Raw genomic sequence first — 18,624 nt, forward strand, 5'->3', positions numbered from 1 at the left:
GGGTCAACTCCGCGTCCAGACCCTGCGCATCGTCCACCTGTCGGCGGCGCCCCAGCCATATTTGTAGGCCTCCTGGCCGCGCAGGAAATCGAACTCGCGCGCATCTTCGCGGATCGACTCCACGATTGCGTGGCCAATCAGGATCGCGCCCGGGCTCTCCTCGGCATAAGCAGGGTCGAACCCACCCAGATAAGCGTAGGCACGGCCGCGGTGGTGAAATCCGTAATAGGCACCGATGGTCCTGTCATCGATCGCGAGCAGCCAGCATCGCACCAGACCATGAGCATCGAGCAAGGGAAGCGAGAGCCGATGGAATTGCTCGACGGCGGGGTTGGCCAACACACCCCCTCCGTGTTCGGCCCATCGCACATTGTGCAGGCGGATCAATTGATCGAGGAAGGTTTGCGGACTGCCGTTTGCCGATGACAGCGCAATCCGGCCGCATCTTGATGCCGCCTGGCGCGCCCGACGCAACTGGCGTCTGCGTCTTGCGGGGACGCAGCCTGCCAGCGTTTCGTCGCCGGCGATGGCGAGCACGGGGCAGGCGGCATGGGCGGTCGGCCGATCCATCTCGGGATGCTTCATCGCAAGGGCGACGCTGTCCTGCGGCAAGTCCGACAAGATCCACTGCGCCCACCCGATCGAGAAGATCGACTCGGCGATAACGCCGACAACCTCGGCTTCGATCCCAGGGACAGCCAGGATGTCCAGATAATCGCTGAGCGAAATGCCGACCGGAAGCAGCTTCGAACCAGCCGTCCCATGCTCCAGGTAACACGGCGCCAGCCCGACCAGATCCCCGCCGTGCCAGACCGCGACTGTCGCCAGTTCACCGGGTGCGAATGCGTGCCACCATGGCACCAGCCAGGCGGGAGATTGAAACGGCGTCGCCGAGGGACTCTGCTGCCACAGTTTCCACCAGTGCGGCGTCAAGGCGTCGAACTGCGCGGGGTCACCGATGATTTCGCAGCGCAGCACCGCTTTGCTCACGGCGTCGCAGCCAAGCGCCGGCGACCAGTGCCAAGCTGTGCCAGCGCCTGATAGGCGTCCATGTAAGACGAGATCATCCGTTCCAGCGAAAACCGCCGTCGCGCCTCCGCCCTGCATGTCTCGGCATCCAAGCTGGGCGCCGCAAGAATGGCTTGGGCCATCTCGTCGACCGTGTCGACGAGAAAGCCCGTCCTGCCGTGCTCTACGACATCGGGAAGCGCACCATTTGGAAAGGCGACTACCGGGGTACCGCAGGCGAGGGCCTCCATGGCCACAAGCGAGCTGGTCTCGGCTGCGAGGCTCGGAATGACCAGACAGCGCGCTGCGTTGAGAAAGCGTCGCTTGGCGGTGAAGCCGAGCGGACCAAGGAAGCGGCGGCGGCCATCGAGGCGAGATTGGACCTCGTCGCGAAAGTACCGCGTATGTGTTTCGTAGGGATAGACCTTACCGCCGACGACCAGCGGAACGCCTGCTAGTTTGGCTGCATCGAGCGCCAGGTGAATGCCCTTCTCCGGGCAAACCCGGCTCAGAACCAGGGCAAAGTCGCGCTTCGGCTGCGGCAGGTTCAGTGCTTGGATGTCGACGCCGTTCGGAATCGGTGCCGTCAGCCTGGCGCCTGATGGCGCGGTTTTCTGCTGGCTGGGTGAGACCGCATGAAGCCAGAGGTCGCCACGCGTCGGGCGCAATGCCGCGGCCGGATACCAATCCAACGGCAGGTGGAGGGTCACCAAGGTCGGACCATCGTCGGGCAGATAAGCGTCGAAATCGATGCCGTGCAGATGAACCACATCGATGGGCCATCGGGCGCGGGCAGCGGCGATCGCTTTGCGATGGGCCTCTTGCGCGCGGCGCTTCGCCGCCTCGTCGAGCATGCCGTTTTCGGCCGGTATTTCCACAAGCGTGCCGCTCGTGCTGGAGCCACGGCAAGCAATGACGATAGATCGATGGCCGGCGTGAACCAATGCCCGATCGAGCATCGACAGAACCTGTTCGGCACCGCCGACAGCGTCGGGTCCGACGGGCGCGAGAGGGTAGGCGACATTGAGGACGGTGAGTGTCGCGGCCGGTTGCGTCCCGGTGCCCTGCGCCGCATCCCCACCTGTCAGTGGTGTTGCGAAGTCCGGCATCTGATGCATGGGCAGCATGACGATTTCACGCGGCCGAGGCCCGCCGCGTGGGGAGCGAGGCGGATGTCATGCCAGGCGCATAGCGGCGGATCATGGTTGAGCAGAATTCCGCGAACTCCTCCGGCACCAGTGGCGGGCTGGTGTGGTGGGGCATCATTCCGCGATGCTGAGGTGTGAAGCAGAAGGTGACCGTCACGTCGAAATCGGCGAGTGCTTCCATCTGCCGGTCGAACCAGTCCAGCGCATTCGGCCGAAAACTGTCCGCCCAGGAAAGCCCGGTACGCATATAGGTGACACCCAGCCGCTTCATCCAGGCGACAGCGTCGTCCAGCCGCGGATCTTCGAAATGAAACCACTGCACCAGTCCCATTGCGGGTGTATAGCGCAGGAATTCCTCCAGCGCGGGCTTTGGCGTGCCGTCCTGGCGCAGCAGCCCCATATGGAAATGACGGTAATAAGAGGAGCCTTCGGCTTCGCGGTGACGCGTCGTTGCTTCCCATTCACGCGGAAGATCGTAGAGGCTGTACCACTGGACGCGTGGTGCATTGCCGAGCAGCAATTCAGCTGTTCGCTTGAGCCCCCAGACCTGGATTTCCTCGGCGCCGAAGGTCGATACGCCGACTTCGCTGACCCAGATGGGAAGGTCGGTGACGGTCGCGATCTCGCCGATCTTCTGCGGCCATTCCTGGATTTGCCACAGGTTCCAGTCGAGCGGAAAGCCGTGCACGGCGACGGCGTCGACATGATCCAGCACGCCGAATTCCTTCATGCGGGTGATGAATCCCGGGTCTATCGGCGAGATGCCACCGAGCACTTTGGTCAAAGCCGGGTTTTCAGATGCGATTGCGTCCGCCGCCAGGATTGCCATCCTGGCGAAGCGGCTCCAGTCGGGGTCGAGCTCGGGATCCCAATGCGATTTGTTGTTGGGCTCGTTCCAGATCATCGCGGCTTCAATCATGGCGCTGTCCTTTCGAGGGGTAGACGGGACCGCCACTGGCCGGGTCGCCTGCGGCCCGGCAGAAATAGACCTCCTGCTCAGGGTGCAGAACGATCTCGAAACCGGCGCTGCGCAGCATCGCTTCGGTGCAGGCTCGATTGGGTATCCACCAGTTGGTCGGGTCGTCGGCATAGCGGTGCTCGATGAAATGGAGCTTGGGAAATTCCGGCCGGTCGAACAGGTCATGCGTCCAGAAATGATAGTTCTCTTCCATCTCGGGAAGATCGGTGCTGCCGCGCTGCATGGACTGGAAGATCATCAGATCACCGGCGACATGCTCACGGATAAGGTCGAGCGCAAGCAACGGGTGGCGCAAGTGATAAAGCACCCCCATGAACAGCACGATATCGAATGTTTCGCGCAGGGCGCCGACGTCGTAGACCGACAGTTTCTGGAATTCGATCTCGCAATTGGCGATCTCGGCGGCAAAGCGGGCCTGCGCCAGATAAGCCTCATCGAAATCAATGCCGAGGACACGGGCAGCACCTCGCCGTTTCATCTCGATGGAATAGAAGCCGGCATTGCAGCCGATATCCAACACCGTCTTGCCTGTCAGATCCGCGGGAATGGCCTCGGCGAATTTGCGCCATTTGATCAGCGGGTAATTGCCGAGAAAATGGTTGGGAGCGGTTTCGACACCGGCCAGTTCCATGTTGTGGAACCATGGGCCGAGAGCATCGATACGGCGGCGGATTTCGGCATGGGAATGCAGCATGGTCAGGCTCCTTCGCCGGGAACGACAGGCACATGCGGGTGTGCTCCACCCACAAGCATGGCGGTTTGGCGTTGTTCGGATGCGACGCCCTCTTCGAGCAGCCGAAGAGCCGTGCGATAGCCGTTGAAGGTGCCGACATCGACGTAGGAGACTCCGGCCCTGACACCGTAGGCTTCACCGCCGGCAGCCAGATAGGCATTGATCAGGGTGCCGATATATTCGTCACGCCGGTCCCGTTCACGCCAGAGTGCAGCGAGCTGGTGCAAGATCCGGCCCGGCATCTTGAACGCCCCCCAGATCCAGTTCGTGGCAGCGTCTTGCCGCTTGACCTGAATTTCCTTCACCCGATCTCCCTCGTCGAGAACCACGGCATCGAAAAATTCCGGGCGGTCCACCGGGAAGAGCAGAAACGATAGGGAACTATCCGGCAGGCAGGAGAAGCCGTCCTCGGGGAACCAGATCGTATCGGGCAAACCAATCAAAACCGTCTCGTCGGGCGCGACGAGAGGCGCTGCCCGAAAAATCGCATCGCAAAGTCCAACAGGGTTGGGCTGCACCACGAACAGAGCGGCAGCGTCACCATAGCCGGCGGCGTAATATTCGAGAATGTCGGATTTGCCCGATCCGATGATGAAACAGATCTTGTCGACGCCGGCGCGCACCATCCGCCGCACCAGGTACTCGCTCACCGCGCAGGGACGCTCCGTCTGTCCATCGATCCGACTGCCTACCGGCAGCAGCTCTTTCGAGAAGCCGAGCGGTTGAATGCGGCTGCCGCGCCCGGCAGCGGGCACAATGCCCAACATCAGACTGCTTCCATCATCGGTTCGCGGGGAGATCTTTGAAAGGCGTCGTTTAGAATGTGGTCCAGCTCCGCCGCGCGTCGGGCAGAAGTGTGTTCGTCCAGAACCCGTTCGCGCGCACGGGTTTTGATGGCATCGAGTTCATCTGCCGGCAAGGCGAGCGCCGCGACCACGTCATCGGTGTCGTGGGCCAGCAGGATCTCGCTGCCGGGTTCGAAGAAGCTGCTCAGGCCAGGCCAGGTGTCGGTTATGATCGGCACCCCGCATGCCGCCGCTTCGAACAACCGGCCCGAAGGACACCAGCCTTTTTGCACCATCGCCTCGCGGGTGACATTCAGCGTCAGTCGGGAGGATGAGAAAAACGCCGGATGATCGGCCGGTGGCAGATGCCTGACGAAGAAGATGTTGTCGCCCCACGGGAATTCCTGCGGATACTGTGCGCCGCCGATGATGAAGCGCTGATCCGGTAGACGCGCGGCGGTGCGGACCAGCAGCTTTTCGACGCCGGCCTGGCGATCCGCCGCGTAGGTCCCGAGATAGGACAGATCACCGGCGAATTCGGCCCGCTTCTCTGCCGGCCGGTGTTGGTCGGGATCGACGTGCCCATAGAGCGGCACCACATGGCGCGCACCCAGAACCGTCTTCAGCGCGTCGACCGCCGAGCCGCCGGTGTAACTCAGGACGAGGTCGAAATCGGCAAGACCCTCAGGGCCGAAATAGGGTGGACGCTCACCTTGTTCGATGCGGGCAAGCGTGACCGGCGTGTCCAGATCGTAGAACACACGCAGTCCGCGGCCTGCCTGCTGCGCCAACCGCGAGGCGTCCACGGCGTCGGGACAATAAGAGGTGACGATAACGACATCCGATTGCTTGACTGTTTGCTCCGCGACCCGGCGGATGTCCTCCCAGTCCGGGTAGAGCACGACGTTGCCGCCGTCCAGGCGATCAAGATCGCGCGCTCCGGCATAGTAGGGCGTGTCGCGTTCGAAGAAGGTAACGGACCAGCCGCGCCGGGCGAGGGCTCGGATCAGTCCCCTCCATAAGGTGGCATGGCCGTTGCCCCATGAAGACGTGACGGTAAGACCGAAAATGACCATCTGCATCCGGCAAATCCTCGTCAGGCAACTTCGTTCAATCGGATCAGCTTCGCCCCCCAGTCCCCCGACACGATCGTCGTGATCGAAGCGGGATCGATGTCGAAGCGAAAGCAGTCGCCGGCCGGCAAGCCAAGGACCTTGCAGACGGCGGCCTTGATCACATCGGCGTGGCTGACCAGGGCGACACACTGATTCGGATGCTGCTCGTGGACAGCATTCATCACCGCGACGACGCGCTGCTGGACATCGTGCATGGTCTCGCCACTCGGTGTCCTTGCCACTTGCCGCTGATCATTCCAGGCTCGCCAGCTGGCGTCGCCATTCAGCTCATCGAAAGTCTTTCCCGACCAGTCGCCGAAGTCGATCTCGTCAAGTTCGGCGCAGATCGCGATTTCTCCGACACCGCAGGCGAGCGCAACTGGCAGCGCCGTCTCTCGGGTACGCTCGCGCGGGCTGCACAAGATCGCGACGATGGGCTCCCGGGCCATGCGGCAGCCAAGCTGCGTTGCCTGCGCCTTACCGGCATCGCCGAGGCAAACGCCGTCCATACGGCCTGCCAGATAGGAGCCGACATTTTCGTGTGCCGCATGGCGGATCAGAAAGAAGGTCGTCGTCATTCTGCGGCATCGAGCAAAGGCTCGTCCTTGCCTGCGATAAAAGCGAGCGTGCGCTGCCGCGCTTCGGCGTCGGTGAACTGTTCGGGAGGCGACTTCATGAAATAGCTGCAGGGACCGGTCAGCGCGCCAGCTATGCCGCGATCGAGCGCCAGCTTGGCGCAGCGTACCGCATCGATCACCACGCCGGCCGAGTTGGGCGAATCCCAGACCTCCAGCTTGAGCTCGGCATTGAGCGGCACGCCGCCGAAGGTCGTGCCTTCGACCCTTATATAGGCCCACTTGCGATCGGTGAGCCAAGGCACATGGTCGCTCGGGCCGACATGGATGTTGCCCGGCTCCAGGGGAACATCGAACTGGCTGGCCACGGACTGTGTCTTGGAGATTTTCTTCGATTCCAGCCGCTCGCGTTCCAGCATGTTGAGAAAATCGGTGTTGCCGCCGAAATTCAGTTGATAGGTGCGGTCGATGCGTACGCCGCGTTCACGGAAGAGATTGGCTAGCAACCGATGCACGATGGTCGCGCCGACCTGGCTCTTGATGTCGTCGCCGACCAGCGGCAGCCCGCGCTGCTCAAAGCGCCGTCGCCATTCTGGACGTGAGGCGATAAAGACCGGTATGCAATTGACGAAGGCGCAGCCGGCCTCGAGTGCGCATTCGGCATAGAAGCAGGTCGCCTCCTCGGAACCCACCGGCAGGTAGGAAACCAGCACGTCAGCGCTGCTGTCACGCAGGATCTCGGTGACATTGGCAACCGGCTCGGGAGCTTCTTCAATCTCGTCGCGCAAATATTTGCCGATCCCGTCCAGCGTCGGTCCGCGCTCGACGCGAACGCCGGTTGTCATGGCGTCGGCAAAGCGGAACGTGTTGTTGGGGGCGGCGTAGATCGCTTCCGCGACGTCGAGGCCAACCTTGCTCTTGGCGACATCGAATGCGCAGACAATCTCGATGTCGTCGACATGGTAACCGCCGAGGTCGGCATGCATCAGCCCAGGGATTGGTTCGTTGCTTTTAGCGTGACGATAGAACGAGAGGCCCTGCACCAGGGAGGATGCGCAATTGCCGACCCCAACGATACCAACACGAACCTTTTTCGATCCCACGAAACCGCCACCCTATGTTGTTCAAAGGTAAGTTCCTGGCGCCGAACCATCAGCTTGCCGGAATGTTCCTCCGCCCATCGAAAAATTGCGCGAGACAGCATGGATCGAAGCCGCATCCGATGCGTTCCCGCACGGCAAGCATTGGAAACCGATCGATGATCGTCTACGGCGACCACAAGCGGACGCAGGACGCACAACAGCTTCGCGAAGCAGCAGGCGAAATGGCCGTAAGACTTGATCGGATGTCTCATGGCATCCGACGCCATGCTGCATTGGTCGGACTGTTCATCAGCGTGTCGGAGCTGGTTCAGGCGCTTGCCGACCTCGATTTCGGAACCTGCGGCATCGACATTTTTTCGCCACGGCAACAGCAAGGCGCCAGGCTGCTGGTCGGACTTGCGGCAGAGGTAGCGAAGTCGTGGCGAAGCGGTTTCAACGTTGGCGGTGGCATCGATCCGGGACTTCTTAAGCTGCTGGCCGGGCTCGACTGTCAGGCCGAGGTTCTGACCGGCTCCGCCGAGGGTTATGCGCATTATGCGCTTTATCCCGAAAGCTATTTGGACGCGGCGCAGAAGTCGGGGCTCGATGCGAACACATGCGTTATCGGTGTCCGCAGCATTGGCCTTGGGCTCGCAGCTATGGTGGCGGCCTCGATTGGCGCGCCGGCGCCATTCAGCGTTCGTCCGATCGGCCATCCCTTCCACAGGCACATCAACGCCGATCCGCGGTCGATCACCGCCTGGAAGAACAATCCATCGGCGCGTTTCGCCGTTGTCGACGAGGGTCCCGGCCTGTCCGGCAGTTCGATGCATGCCGTTGTCGTTTGGCTGCGTGAACTGGATGTCGATACGGACCGCATTCACCTGTTTCCCAGCCATTCAGGCGGCCCGGGCAGCGAAGCGTCGCCGGAGGCTCGGGAAACGTGGTCGCGCTGTCCGAAACATGTGGCGACGGCGTTTGAATGCACCTTCTCCGAAAGCTCGAAAATTCCCACGCTGCGCGATTGGGTGGCCGAGGCGGTCGGCAGGCCGGAATTAAACCTGACCGAACTATCTGGTGGCGAGTGGCGGGCCGCCCACTATGCCGACGAAGGACGCTGGCCGCCGAGCCCACGCGGTACCGAGCGGCGTAAATTCCTGGCGTCCGCAGGGCGTGACCGCTGGCTCGTCAAATTCGCCGGCCTCGGCGAAACCGGACTCCGCAAGAAACGAGCCGCGGCGATGTTGCATGAAGCCGGGTTCGGATCGCAAGTTGTCGCGCTTTGCCATGGCTTTCTGGTTGAACGGTGGATTGATGGCAGCACGATGGATCAGGCGCCGCTGCCCAGGGAAAAACTGATCGCGGAGCTCACAAACTACCTGACCTGGCGTGCGCTCAATCTTCGAACTTGCGAACCGGGTGCATCATTGCTTGCGCTCGCGGAGATGGCTGTTTCCAATGCCTCGGAAGCCTTGGGCGAGAAACGCGCAGCGACGTTGCGCGGTTGGCTCTCGAAACGGACCTCCGCGCATGTGCTGCAGCGCGTTGAAATCGACGGAAAGCTTCAACCGTGGGAGTTTCTCGTTCGTGCAGATGGCACGGTGCTCAAGACAGATGCTGTTGACCACTGCCGGGCACATGATTTGATCGGCTGCCAACCGATTGAGTGGGACATTGCCGGCGCCCGCGTCGAGTATGGACTGTCCGACAGCGATGTGAGGACCTTGGTCGAGGGAATGGAACTTGCCATCGACCGTGACCACATCGGCTTTTTCGAACCATGCTATTTGGCATTCCAACTCGGGCTCTGGAGCACGGCTGCGCAATCCGAAAACGGCGGGGAAAAAACAAGACTGGCCGAGATGGCAGACCGATATAGGATGCCGCTGATACGGTTCCTGGACGAATGCCGGATATGATCGTTCCGATCAGTCCAGCCTTCGCAGCATGTCTGCTTCCTGCTCGAGAATAGTGGCCACTTCCTCGCGCTGCAGATGCGTCATCATCAGGCTGACGCAGCACTCGAGATAGGTAATCGAGGCGCGCCGCAGATAGGCAGCGGTCTCGCGTTCGGCCATCTGGTCGATATCCCTCGAGGGGCGCTTGGGTTGCATGAGGGTGATCCTCCGTATCGGGTCCTCCTGCCAAACCACAAGCCTGGGCGGATGTTCCGCACGATCTCGGGAAAGGTTCGGTGCCATCTCGCATCACGCCGGAAGGTTCTGCAGCCCTCCGGGTGCGGGCCTCGCTCTTTTGGCAAAGCCCGTCATCTGATCGCCGATGCGGCTGCCTTCGAGAGCTGCGAAATAATCGATCGTCAGCTTGAGCCCTTCGTTGAGGGGCACCTTCGGCGTCCAGCCGAGCAGCGCTTTTGCGCGCGAAATATCGGGCTGCCTGCGCCGAGGATCGTCTTGCGGCAGCGGTAGAAATCTCAGATCCGATTTGGTACCCGTCATCGCCTTCACCAACGCAGCCAGTCGCACGATGGTGAATTCTCCGGGATTGCCCAGATTGACCGGCTTGCCTGGATTGGGATCGATATCCATCAGGCGCCTCAATCCATCGATCTGATCGGAGACATAGCAGAAGGATCGCGTCTGCAAGCCGTCGCCGAAGATCGTCAGGGGACGTTTCTCGAGCGCCTGCATGATCAGGTTCGAGACGATGCGGCCATCCGCCGGATCCATTCTCGGACCGTAGGTGTTGAAGATGCGCGCGACGCGCACGTCGGCTTTGCCGGCTCTCAGATAGTCGAAGCAAAGCGTTTCGGCGGTGCGTTTGCCCTCGTCGTAGCAGGCGCGCGGACCGGTGCAGTTCACGTGGCCGACATAATCCTCCCTCTGGGGATGCTGTTCCGGATCGCCATACACTTCGCTCGTCGAGGCCTGTAGCAGCCGCGCGTCATATCGGACAGCGAGTTCGAGCAGGTTGAGCGTTCCAATCACGCAGGTTCGCGTGGTGTGGATAGGGTCGGCCTGGTAACGCGGCGGCGAGGCAGCGCATGCCAGGTTGAAGATACGCTCCACGGGCTCGCCGAGATCCAATGGCCGGCAGATATCCTGCTCGATCAACCGGAAACCCGGATGGTCCATGATCGAGATGATGTTCTCCATGCGCCCAGTCAGAAAATTGTCGGCGCAGATCACGCGCCAGCCGTTGCGGAGCAATGTTTCGCAAAGATGCGAACCGAGGAATCCCGCACCGCCGGCAACAAGCACTGCCTTTGCCCTTCGCGCGTTTCGTGTTTGTCGCATCGCCGTTTTCTCCTGTCTGCTGGTCATGCTGCGCTTCCGATGTCGAAATCGAGGGCCGCCGCCCTTGGCTGTGTCAACGCCGCCACGAATTCGCGGGCCCTGGCCGCACCGGTGTGGGATGCGAGGACGCGTTCGCGGGCCCGGCGGGCCATGGCGAGGCGTGTGCGCTCGGGCTCGCCGAACAGGATCTCGACGACATCGTCCGTTTCCCCGGGGGTGTGGATCGCCGATGCAGGAAAGAAGCTGTCGAGCCCTGGCCAGCGATCGCTGATGATGGGCGTGCCGCAAGCCGCCGCTTCGAACAGGCGCACACTGGGCGACCATCCGGCAGCGATCATGGAACTGCGTGTGACGTTCAGCGTGTAACGCTGACGGCTGTAGAACGCGGCATGATCGGCGGGCGGCAGATGTTCGATACGTTCGACATTGTCCGGCCAGATGATGTCGGATGGGTACTGCGAGCCGGCCACGACGAAACGCCGGTCCGGCATATGCCGTGCGGGCTCGAGCAGCAGCGCGTTCAGCGTTGCCTGCCGGTCGGCACTGTAGGTGCCGAGATAGCCGAGATCCCAGCTGATCGGATCGCCGGTCCGGTGGTGCCGTTCCGGGTCGACCGAGCAGTAGAGCGGTTCGGCGCGGCGCGCGCCGAAGTCCTCCACCAGACGGCCAAGCATCGGCCCGCCGGTGAACGAGAAGTAGACGTCGAAGTAAGGAATCTGCCGCCAGCTCAGATAATCGCAATCGTCGGCTGAAAGCTGCGCCACGGTCACCGGCGTGTCGATGTCGTAAAAGCAGAAGCGCCCTTTGCAAAGTGAAGCGACGATGTCGATGACCACGCGCCCTTCCGGCACAAACGAGCCGATGACGACGATGTCGGCCTGCTCCAGGCACCGGGCGTAGTCGCGTTGCAACTCCGCAGTGGTTTCGTAGTAGCGCAAGGCGCAGAAATCCGGATCGCGCAGATCGCGGTGGTTTGCGTACCACGGCACCTCGCGCTCCAGAAAGGTCACGCGGTGGCCGAGTTCGTGCAGACCTTTCAGCAGGCCTCGAAACGTCGTGGCGTGGCCGTTTCCCCAGGACGAGGACAGCGACAGGCCAAGAAAGACGATGTCCAATTGCTTGGTCATTCCGCTGCCTCCACGGTCCCCTGCTCGAAGTGACGTTTGAAGACTGCATCGGCCACGTCCGCCCGCAACGCGTAGGTGTGATCAGCCAGCACGCGGCAAAGTGCGGCCTGGCCGATTGCCTTTGCCCGACTGGAGGTCAGCGAGCACATGATCTCGGCGACATCGCCGCCGTCGCGCGCCACCAGGATCTCCTCGCCTGGTTTCAGGAACAGTTCCACGCCCAGCCACGCATCGGTGATGAGGCAGGCGCCGGCGCCGGCCGCCTCGAAGACACGCGTGGCCGGTGAAAAACCGTTTACGGCCATGCTGTCGCGGCTGATGTTCAGAACCGCCTTGGGTGTGACGTTGAAGGCATTGTGATCCCGGGTGCCGACGTGACCGAGCCAGCCGACATTGGCGGGAAGCGGCTTGTCCCCCCAGCCCGATCCACCGAGCAGAAAACGCTGTTTCGGCAGCTGGCATGCGGGATCGAGGAAAAACGCTTCGACCCGTGCCTCACGATCCGGCAGCCTGTTGCCAAGGAACGCCAGATCGCAAGCGAAACGCGCATTGCTGGTGACCGGATAATGCGTTTGGGGATCGAGCGCATTGTAGATCGGCACGCATTCGTTCGCCCCCATGGCACGGTAGGCCCATACCACGGGGTCGCCGCCTCCATAGGTCAGCACAAGGTCGATTTCTTGCAGGGCGCTATGGAGCGGATGGTCCGGTTCGTCGCGCAACTGGGCAAGGGTTGCCGGAGCGTCCACGTCCCAGAATACCACCAGCGCGTCGCTGCGGGCGTGGTCGAGAACGGCGCGCAGCAGCGCCTCGTCCTCGAAACCGACGCCACTCGCCTTGACGACGATGTCGGCGCTGGCGGCACGTGCCGCGACCTGCATCAGCGCGTGCTGGGTCGCTTCATAAACGACGACAGTGCACCAGTCAGGCGCCTCGATGTCGCGATTCTTCTGCCGGTCGTAGACGTCGGGTTCATAGAAGGTGATTTCGTAGCCCAATTGGGAAAGCGCCTTCAGCAACCCGCGATAGTAAGTCGCGGCACCGTTCCAGTAGGACGACAAAAGACTCGATCCGTAGAATGCCATCTTCATGCGGCGGCTTCCTTTGCGGTGGTATTGTTGATGGTATGTTCGGTCGTGCATGCCGTGAGCACGCGGAACAGCTCGTCAACGCGGTGCTGGCAGGTATGCCGGGAGCGAATGGTCTCGAGGCCCGAAGTCACCAGGGAAGCCGCGAAATCCGCATCGGCCAATACCGCCCGCAAGTGTTGCCGCATCTGAGAGCCGTTCTCCGCAAACAGGAAGTCGACGCCGGGCCTGAACAACTGCTCGACATCGGACCAGGGTGCTGAAATCAGCGGAATGCCGCAGGCGAGCGCCTCGAACATCCGGATCGTCGGAATTCCAGGCAATCCCTCACGATAGGGGCGCCGTGGGATGTGAACGGTGACACGATGCGCAGCGAACGCCTTCGGCACATCGGCATTGGCGATCCATCCATCATAGCGCAGTCCGGCGGCGGCCAGGTCCGCAAGTGCGGGCTTGGGATAGCGTACGCCGTGAACAGTGGCCTCGAGACCGAGATCGTGTACTGGCTCGATCAGAAATTCCTTGAGTTCGGCAGTCCGCTCATCGTCGCCCCAGTTTCCAATCCAGACCAGATCGGACATGGGATGGATCTCTGGGTGCGGCTTGAACAGGCGATCGTCCGCGGCTTCATGCCAGGTGAAGACGCGCTTGCCCCAGCCGGCGCGCAGATAGCTCTCGCGCAAGGCCTCGCCAAAGGCGAGGACGCCGTCATAGTGCTCCAACCGTAGCGCCGAGATTGCCTCGGTTGCCGATACGGCCCGGTGATGGGTGTCATGAAACAGAAGGATGAAGTTGCCGCCAGCGGCCCGGGCACGGCCGATGCGTGCGACAAGCTCCGGATCCGTCCACTCATGAACGATCACAACGTCGGCCTCGGCGATCCAGGCCTCGTGATCGAACCCGGCATTGTAGGTCACCGGCATCAACTCTGGGAAATCCTTGCGGAAGCGTTCGATGGCGAAGGATCCCTTCTCGGCCAACAGGTTCGAACGGCTCCAGCCGTCGGACGGCTCCAGCGCGACTGCCTGGTGCTGGCGCGCGATCAGATCCCGCATGATACCGCGCAGGAAATGGGCATTGCCGTGGTTCCAGTCGGATACGACCGAGTGGGTGTAGAACAAAAAGCGCATGGTCAACGCCCCGCCATAGCCAGAGCCGCCTTGTCGTAGACGCCTCGCATGGCTGCCGCTTGCCTGGCCAGTGTAAACCGGCGGCTCCGTCGCATCGCTGCCTGGCCGAGCTCTCGCCTGAGTTCGGCATCGCTGGAAAGACGATTGAGGCCGGCAGCGAGGTCGTGCGGATTGCGCGCGTCAAAGAACATCGCGGCCCCGTCCCATAGTTCGCGATAGGTTGCGATGTCGGAAAGCACCAGGGGCGTCGCCGACATGGCAGCTTCCAGCGCGGCCAGACCGAATGGCTCATAGATCGACGGCGACACGAAAATGCCGGCGCGCGCCATCAAGGAGCGCACCTCGTGAGACGGCAGTGCTCCCAGAGGAACAGCATAGCTGAAGCTGGTACGCCCGCCGTTCGGACCGTGCATCGAACCGGCGGCAAAGACGGGCCATCGCGTCAGCGACGCGGCCTGGTCGATCACCGCCGCATTCTTCCCCTCGTCCCACCAGCGGGCAGCGGCGAAGACGAGCGGTTGGCGCTTTTCGGCCTTCGGCACCGGACTGGCACTATTTCCCACCACACTCAGACGCGCGATCGGGCCGTAGCAGGTCTCAAGCATGTCGGCGTGGCTGCGGCTCGGCACGATGACTGCGTCGGCCCTATTGAAGCCACGCCTGTTGCGCTCCTTCTGCCAGGCCCATGCGCCATCCACTGCCTGTTTCCTGACGGCGTGGAACCATGTCGTCACGCAGGAATGGGAGACCGCCACGGCTGGGCACGGCGCATCGAATCCCGCCGCCTGCGTCGGCGCGTTGAAATGGACTAGGTCGATGGCGTGGTCGCGCATGGGCGCAAGCAATTCTAGCGGTAGCGCATCCAGGTCGCCGCCGTTGTGGGTCATCCAATCCGGCGGCGTGTTCAACCAGATCAGCGTGGTGAAAGCCTCTGCCTCCGCAGCCTGCTGCCTCGTCGGCTGGGGACCGAGCCCGGCAAGCACCACACTGTCGCCGCCGTTCACAAGTTCCCTTGCCAGATCAAGCGCATAGCGCCATACGCCGCCCACGGCATCGACGGTCATCAGGATGCGCCGCGAGCGCGGCGTCAGTGTCCGCAACATGTCGCCTCCAGTTCCGCCAGCGGCCGGGGCCGCTTCTCCTGGATGTCACTGAATTTCTGGAAGGATGCGAGATAGTGGTCATGGGCGCGCTCCCAGGCAAGGTCGTCGGGTTCGCCCCAAAGCTCGCGATAGCTGGGCGAACTCGGATACGGATAAAGCGGAACAGGTTCATTGGCCCATACGCCGTGGTCGATCAGGTGGGTTCGCCAGTGCTCGACCAGGGCGGGATCATCCTCGACCACGCCGATCAGATTGGCTTGAACGAATGGAACGTGACGTCTAGCATCGACGAGCAGCGCGGCAAGTTCCTCGGTGCCCAGCCGGCAGCGCTTGGCCAGCATCGCCCGGCCTTCAACCGTCAGGCTTTCGAGCCCTGCTTCAATGGAGACGCAGCCTGCGGCGCCCAGCAATTCCAGCAGCTCGGGCTTCCACAGATCGATGCGGGTCTGCACGCCGAATTTCACATTGCGATCGACCAAGGCTTCCAGCAACGCTTTTTGCGGCAGGAAGATTTCGTCGATGAAGTAGATGTAGCCGACACCTTGGGCAATCAGCCGATCGATCTCCGCGACCACCGCTTCGTGGTTTCGACGGCGATAGGCATCACGGAAATCGATCTTGGCGCAGAAGCTGCAATTGTAGGGACAGCCGCGCGATGCCTCGACTTCCGCGCCGAACCCGACCTGATTGTCATCGAACCTGTGATGGTGGTGCGAATGGGCTGCGATCCAGTCCGCAGGCCATTCGAGGGGTGGATGATCGACAAACGAGCTGGCGTGGACGCCGCCGTTCGAAACCACCCTGGCATCCCGCAGATAAGCGGTTGAGGGCACTGCGCTCCAATCGTCGCGCCGGGCAAGTTGCTCGACGACTTCTTCGCATTCGCCGCGCACGACGATGTCGACGCCGAGCTTGCGCAAGGTTGGCGCCGGCGTGGCCGAGCCGTGCGGCCCGACGGCGACCGTGCGTCCACCGCGCCCGGCGAGAAGGTTGAGGAAATCGGCCGGCACGCGCAATTCCGGCGGTGCGCAGCGCCAAAACAGATAGGTCGGCGCGGTACTGACGACAGTCATTGCCGGGGCGAAATCGGCCACCCGCTCGCAAAGACCGGAATTGTCGAGCTTCTGCAACTGACCATCCAGCATCAGCACCTCATGTCCGGCGGCTTCGAGCAGGGCCTTCGAATAGCCGAGTTCCAGCGGCAGATGTGGTTGGCGGCAGCCGAAATAGATGCTGTCGTCGTAGGTCCAGAATGGGTTTACCAGAGCGATTTTCATGCGACGTACCTCACGGCTTCGGGGTGAGGCTCGAGCCGGTGGCGCTGCAGCCAGTCGGCCAGGTCGCGGACGCCTTCGCGCCATGAAACCTGGGCCATCCAGCCAAGCGCGGTTTTGATCTTGCGGGTGTCGGCGACGAAGAAGGGCTGGTCGCCGGTGCGTTCGCCATCATGGCGGATTGAAAGCTCATGGCCGGTCAGGCCACGGATCTCGCTCAACAGCGTGCGCAGGCTGAGCGCATTTTCCGGGCCGCCGCCAAGATTGAATGCCTGGCCTTTGGTCGTCTCGATGCGGTCGAGTACGGCCCTGTAGGCGGCGACGGCATCGGAAACATGCAGGATATCGCGCACTTGCCTGCCGTCACCGTAAATGGTGATGGGGCGTCCCGTCAGCGCGCTGAGCAGGAAGTGCGCGACCCAGCCCTGGTCCTCGGTTCCGAACTGGCGCGGTCCATAGATGCAGCTCATCCGCAGCACCGCCGTCGGCATGCCGTAGGATTTGGCGTAGTCGAGCACATACTGGTCCGCCGCGCCCTTGGAGCAACCGTAGGGCGTGCAGAAGTCCAGGCCCCGAGCCTCATCGATGCCGTTCGCCTGGATGACGCTGTCGCAAGGCACATAGCGGTCGCCGTCCTCGCGGACCGCGACGTCGGGCAGGCTGCCATAGACCTTGTTGGTGCTGGCGAAGACAACAGGAATACGCTCACCGCTCAGTCGCGCCGCCTCCAGTACGTTGAATGTTCCGCGAAGGTTGATGTCGAAATCCTCGCCCGGCTGGACCAGGCTTGTGGTGACGGCGGTTTGCGCGGCCAGATGGAAAATTGCCTTTGAACCCGTCAGAGCCGGCGCCAAGGCGTTGGCGTCCCGCACGTCGATGGTCTCCACCGTGAGGCGACTGGCGTGTTTTTGTGCCAGCCATTCAAGGTTCTGCTGGACGCCCGGACGGCTGAGATTGTCGATCACCAGCACCGGTTCGCCATCCGACAACAGGCTGTCGGCGAGGTTCGATCCTATGAAGCCGCTGCCGCCGACGATGGCGACCGGCGCGTCGCGTCGATTGCGTGTGTTCATGACACCAGCCCGCGTTCTTCGAGCTCGCGTTTCATGTCGGCGCCGCGGTCGACGGCGGACGTGTTACGCACCCAGGAAACGAAATCGCCGAGCGAATTCTCCAGTTGCCGCACTGGCTCGAAACCGAGCAGCTCACGGGCCTTGGAAATATCGGCGAAGCAGTTGCGGATATCGCCGGAGCGCGCTTTGCCGAGCAGTTCGGGCGAGCGGTTCGGTGTCCCCATGGCCTCGGCCAGCAATCGTGCGACTTCGCTGATCGCGTAGGCTCGGCCGCTGCCGATGTTGATGACATGACCCTTTGCCTGGCGTTGCTGCAGTGCAAGGCGAAAGGCGCGGGCGACGTCATGCACATGGACGAAATCGCGCTTCTGTTCGCCATCCTCGAAGATCATTGGCCGTTGGCCGTTGGCGAGACGCGAAGCGAAGTTGGCCAGCACGCCGGTATAGGGGTTCGACAATGCCTGGCCGGCGCCGAAGACATTGAACAGGCGCAACGCGACAGCATCGATGCCATAGGCTTCGCCGAAGATCAGCACAGCGCGTTCTTGTGCGTATTTTGTCAGCGCATAGATTGAGGCGAGATCGACCGGCTTTTCTTCGTCCGTCGGCAGCGGCGAGAGGGGGGCTCCCTCTGGCGATAGCGGATTCCATTGCCCGCTTTTGATGTCGCTCGCCTTGCGCCGGGCATTGTCGATGCGCCGGCCGTCTGGCGTTGCATAAAGCCCTTCGCCATAGACGCTCATCGACGAGGCGACGACGATCCGTTCGACCGGGTGCTTGATCAGTGCTTCAAGTAGCGTTGCGGTGCCGAGATCATTGGCGCCGACATAGCGCGCGATCTCGTACATCGATTGTCCGACGCCGACTTCCGCCGCCAGATGAATGACCGCGTCAACACCTTCCAGCGCACTGGCGACCGCCTCCCGGTCTCGGACATCACCCTTGATCAGTTCGGTCCCGGCGGGAAGCGCGACGGCTTCGCCCGCATGCACCTGCTCCAGCAGCGCATCGAGGATGCGAACCGAATAATCCTGCTCGACGAGTTCCTGTGCGACATGCCGGCCGATGAAGCCGCAGCCTCCTGTAACCAATATGCGTTTCACGACGACTCCTCAGACAAGTAACCTCGGCGCCCCGAACTTTTCGGCAA

Annotated in this window: 18 protein-coding genes; 1 reads left to right on the forward strand and 17 read right to left on the reverse strand. The window is 62.3% G+C overall.

Annotated features, from left to right (window positions below):
• Window positions 1–3: 3 nt before the first annotated feature.
• The 8 genes from A4R29_RS06000 to A4R29_RS06035 are packed head-to-tail and all read right to left on the reverse strand — an operon-like array spanning window position 4 to window position 7,446.
• Window positions 4–990 (reverse strand): GNAT family N-acetyltransferase, encoded by a 987-nt coding sequence (locus A4R29_RS06000; RefSeq protein ID WP_063171476.1) that lies wholly within the window; start codon window positions 988–990, stop codon window positions 4–6.
• Window positions 987–2,135 carry a glycosyltransferase gene (locus A4R29_RS06005; RefSeq protein WP_082827333.1) on the reverse strand — a complete coding sequence of 383 codons (1,149 nt, stop codon included), beginning with the start codon at window positions 2,133–2,135 and terminating at the stop codon, window positions 987–989. The genes A4R29_RS06000 and A4R29_RS06005 overlap by 4 nt, the downstream gene beginning before the upstream one ends.
• 7 nt (window positions 2,136–2,142) lie before the next feature.
• Window positions 2,143–3,075, reverse strand: coding sequence for a glycoside hydrolase 5 family protein (locus tag A4R29_RS06010; protein WP_013533207.1), 933 nt, complete (start codon window positions 3,073–3,075; stop codon window positions 2,143–2,145).
• A complete protein-coding gene (locus A4R29_RS06015) occupies window positions 3,068–3,829 on the reverse strand; it encodes a TIGR04290 family methyltransferase (RefSeq protein ID WP_013533206.1) in 762 nt (253 codons plus the stop codon). Before A4R29_RS06015 ends, A4R29_RS06010 begins: the two co-directional genes overlap by 8 nt.
• A 2-nt stretch (window positions 3,830–3,831) precedes the next feature.
• The gene (locus A4R29_RS06020; RefSeq protein WP_024502357.1) at window positions 3,832–4,635 is read right to left on the reverse strand and encodes a sugar phosphate nucleotidyltransferase; all 804 of its coding nucleotides are present in this window, start codon (window positions 4,633–4,635) and stop codon (window positions 3,832–3,834) included.
• Window positions 4,635–5,735 carry a CgeB family protein gene (locus A4R29_RS06025; RefSeq protein ID WP_063170150.1) on the reverse strand — a complete coding sequence of 367 codons (1,101 nt, stop codon included), beginning with the start codon at window positions 5,733–5,735 and terminating at the stop codon, window positions 4,635–4,637. The genes A4R29_RS06020 and A4R29_RS06025 overlap by 1 nt, the downstream gene beginning before the upstream one ends.
• 14 nt (window positions 5,736–5,749) lie before the next feature.
• Complete coding sequence (locus A4R29_RS06030) at window positions 5,750–6,346, reverse strand: histidine phosphatase family protein (protein ID WP_013533203.1); 597 nt, start codon at window positions 6,344–6,346, stop codon at window positions 5,750–5,752.
• Window positions 6,343–7,446, reverse strand: a complete 1,104-nt coding sequence (locus A4R29_RS06035) for an inositol-3-phosphate synthase (RefSeq protein WP_013533202.1) — start codon at window positions 7,444–7,446, stop codon at window positions 6,343–6,345. Before A4R29_RS06035 ends, A4R29_RS06030 begins: the two co-directional genes overlap by 4 nt.
• 155 nt (window positions 7,447–7,601) lie before the next feature.
• Here A4R29_RS06035 and A4R29_RS06040 point away from each other — a divergent pair, with 155 nt between their 5' ends.
• Window positions 7,602–9,344, forward strand: a complete 1,743-nt coding sequence (locus A4R29_RS06040) for a hypothetical protein (RefSeq protein ID WP_063173597.1) — start codon at window positions 7,602–7,604, stop codon at window positions 9,342–9,344.
• Window positions 9,345–9,353: 9 nt separating this feature from the next.
• Here A4R29_RS06040 and A4R29_RS06045 read toward each other — a convergent pair whose 3' ends face one another.
• The 9 genes from A4R29_RS06045 to A4R29_RS06085 all read right to left on the reverse strand — a co-directional run bounded on the left by A4R29_RS06045 (window position 9,354) and on the right by A4R29_RS06085 (window position 18,577).
• Window positions 9,354–9,539 (reverse strand): hypothetical protein, encoded by a 186-nt coding sequence (locus A4R29_RS06045; protein WP_013533200.1) that lies wholly within the window; start codon window positions 9,537–9,539, stop codon window positions 9,354–9,356.
• A gap of 93 nt (window positions 9,540–9,632) precedes the next feature.
• Window positions 9,633–10,679 carry a UDP-glucuronic acid decarboxylase family protein gene (locus tag A4R29_RS06050; RefSeq protein WP_013533199.1) on the reverse strand — a complete coding sequence of 349 codons (1,047 nt, stop codon included), beginning with the start codon at window positions 10,677–10,679 and terminating at the stop codon, window positions 9,633–9,635.
• A gap of 23 nt (window positions 10,680–10,702) precedes the next feature.
• Window positions 10,703–11,806: a CgeB family protein gene (locus A4R29_RS06055; protein WP_063171477.1), complete on the reverse strand. Its 1,104-nt coding sequence runs from the start codon at window positions 11,804–11,806 to the stop codon at window positions 10,703–10,705.
• Window positions 11,803–12,897 (reverse strand): CgeB family protein, encoded by a 1,095-nt coding sequence (locus A4R29_RS06060; RefSeq protein WP_013533197.1) that lies wholly within the window; start codon window positions 12,895–12,897, stop codon window positions 11,803–11,805. Before A4R29_RS06060 ends, A4R29_RS06055 begins: the two co-directional genes overlap by 4 nt.
• A complete protein-coding gene (locus A4R29_RS06065) occupies window positions 12,894–14,024 on the reverse strand; it encodes a CgeB family protein (protein WP_063171478.1) in 1,131 nt (376 codons plus the stop codon). The genes A4R29_RS06060 and A4R29_RS06065 overlap by 4 nt, the downstream gene beginning before the upstream one ends.
• 2 nt (window positions 14,025–14,026) lie before the next feature.
• Window positions 14,027–15,127, reverse strand: a complete 1,101-nt coding sequence (locus A4R29_RS06070; protein WP_063171479.1) for a glycosyltransferase family 4 protein — start codon at window positions 15,125–15,127, stop codon at window positions 14,027–14,029.
• Window positions 15,112–16,404, reverse strand: a complete 1,293-nt coding sequence (locus A4R29_RS06075; RefSeq protein ID WP_013533194.1) for a TIGR04295 family B12-binding domain-containing radical SAM protein — start codon at window positions 16,402–16,404, stop codon at window positions 15,112–15,114. Before A4R29_RS06075 ends, A4R29_RS06070 begins: the two co-directional genes overlap by 16 nt.
• Window positions 16,401–17,474 carry an NAD-dependent epimerase/dehydratase family protein gene (locus tag A4R29_RS06080; protein ID WP_063171480.1) on the reverse strand — a complete coding sequence of 358 codons (1,074 nt, stop codon included), beginning with the start codon at window positions 17,472–17,474 and terminating at the stop codon, window positions 16,401–16,403. Before A4R29_RS06080 ends, A4R29_RS06075 begins: the two co-directional genes overlap by 4 nt.
• Window positions 17,471–18,577, reverse strand: a complete 1,107-nt coding sequence (locus A4R29_RS06085; RefSeq protein ID WP_024502367.1) for an NAD-dependent epimerase/dehydratase family protein — start codon at window positions 18,575–18,577, stop codon at window positions 17,471–17,473. The genes A4R29_RS06080 and A4R29_RS06085 overlap by 4 nt, the downstream gene beginning before the upstream one ends.
• Window positions 18,578–18,624: the final 47 nt, after the last annotated feature.

The sequence above is a fragment of the Mesorhizobium ciceri biovar biserrulae genome (assembly GCF_001618845.1).
GTDB lineage: Bacteria > Pseudomonadota > Alphaproteobacteria > Rhizobiales > Rhizobiaceae > Mesorhizobium > Mesorhizobium ciceri.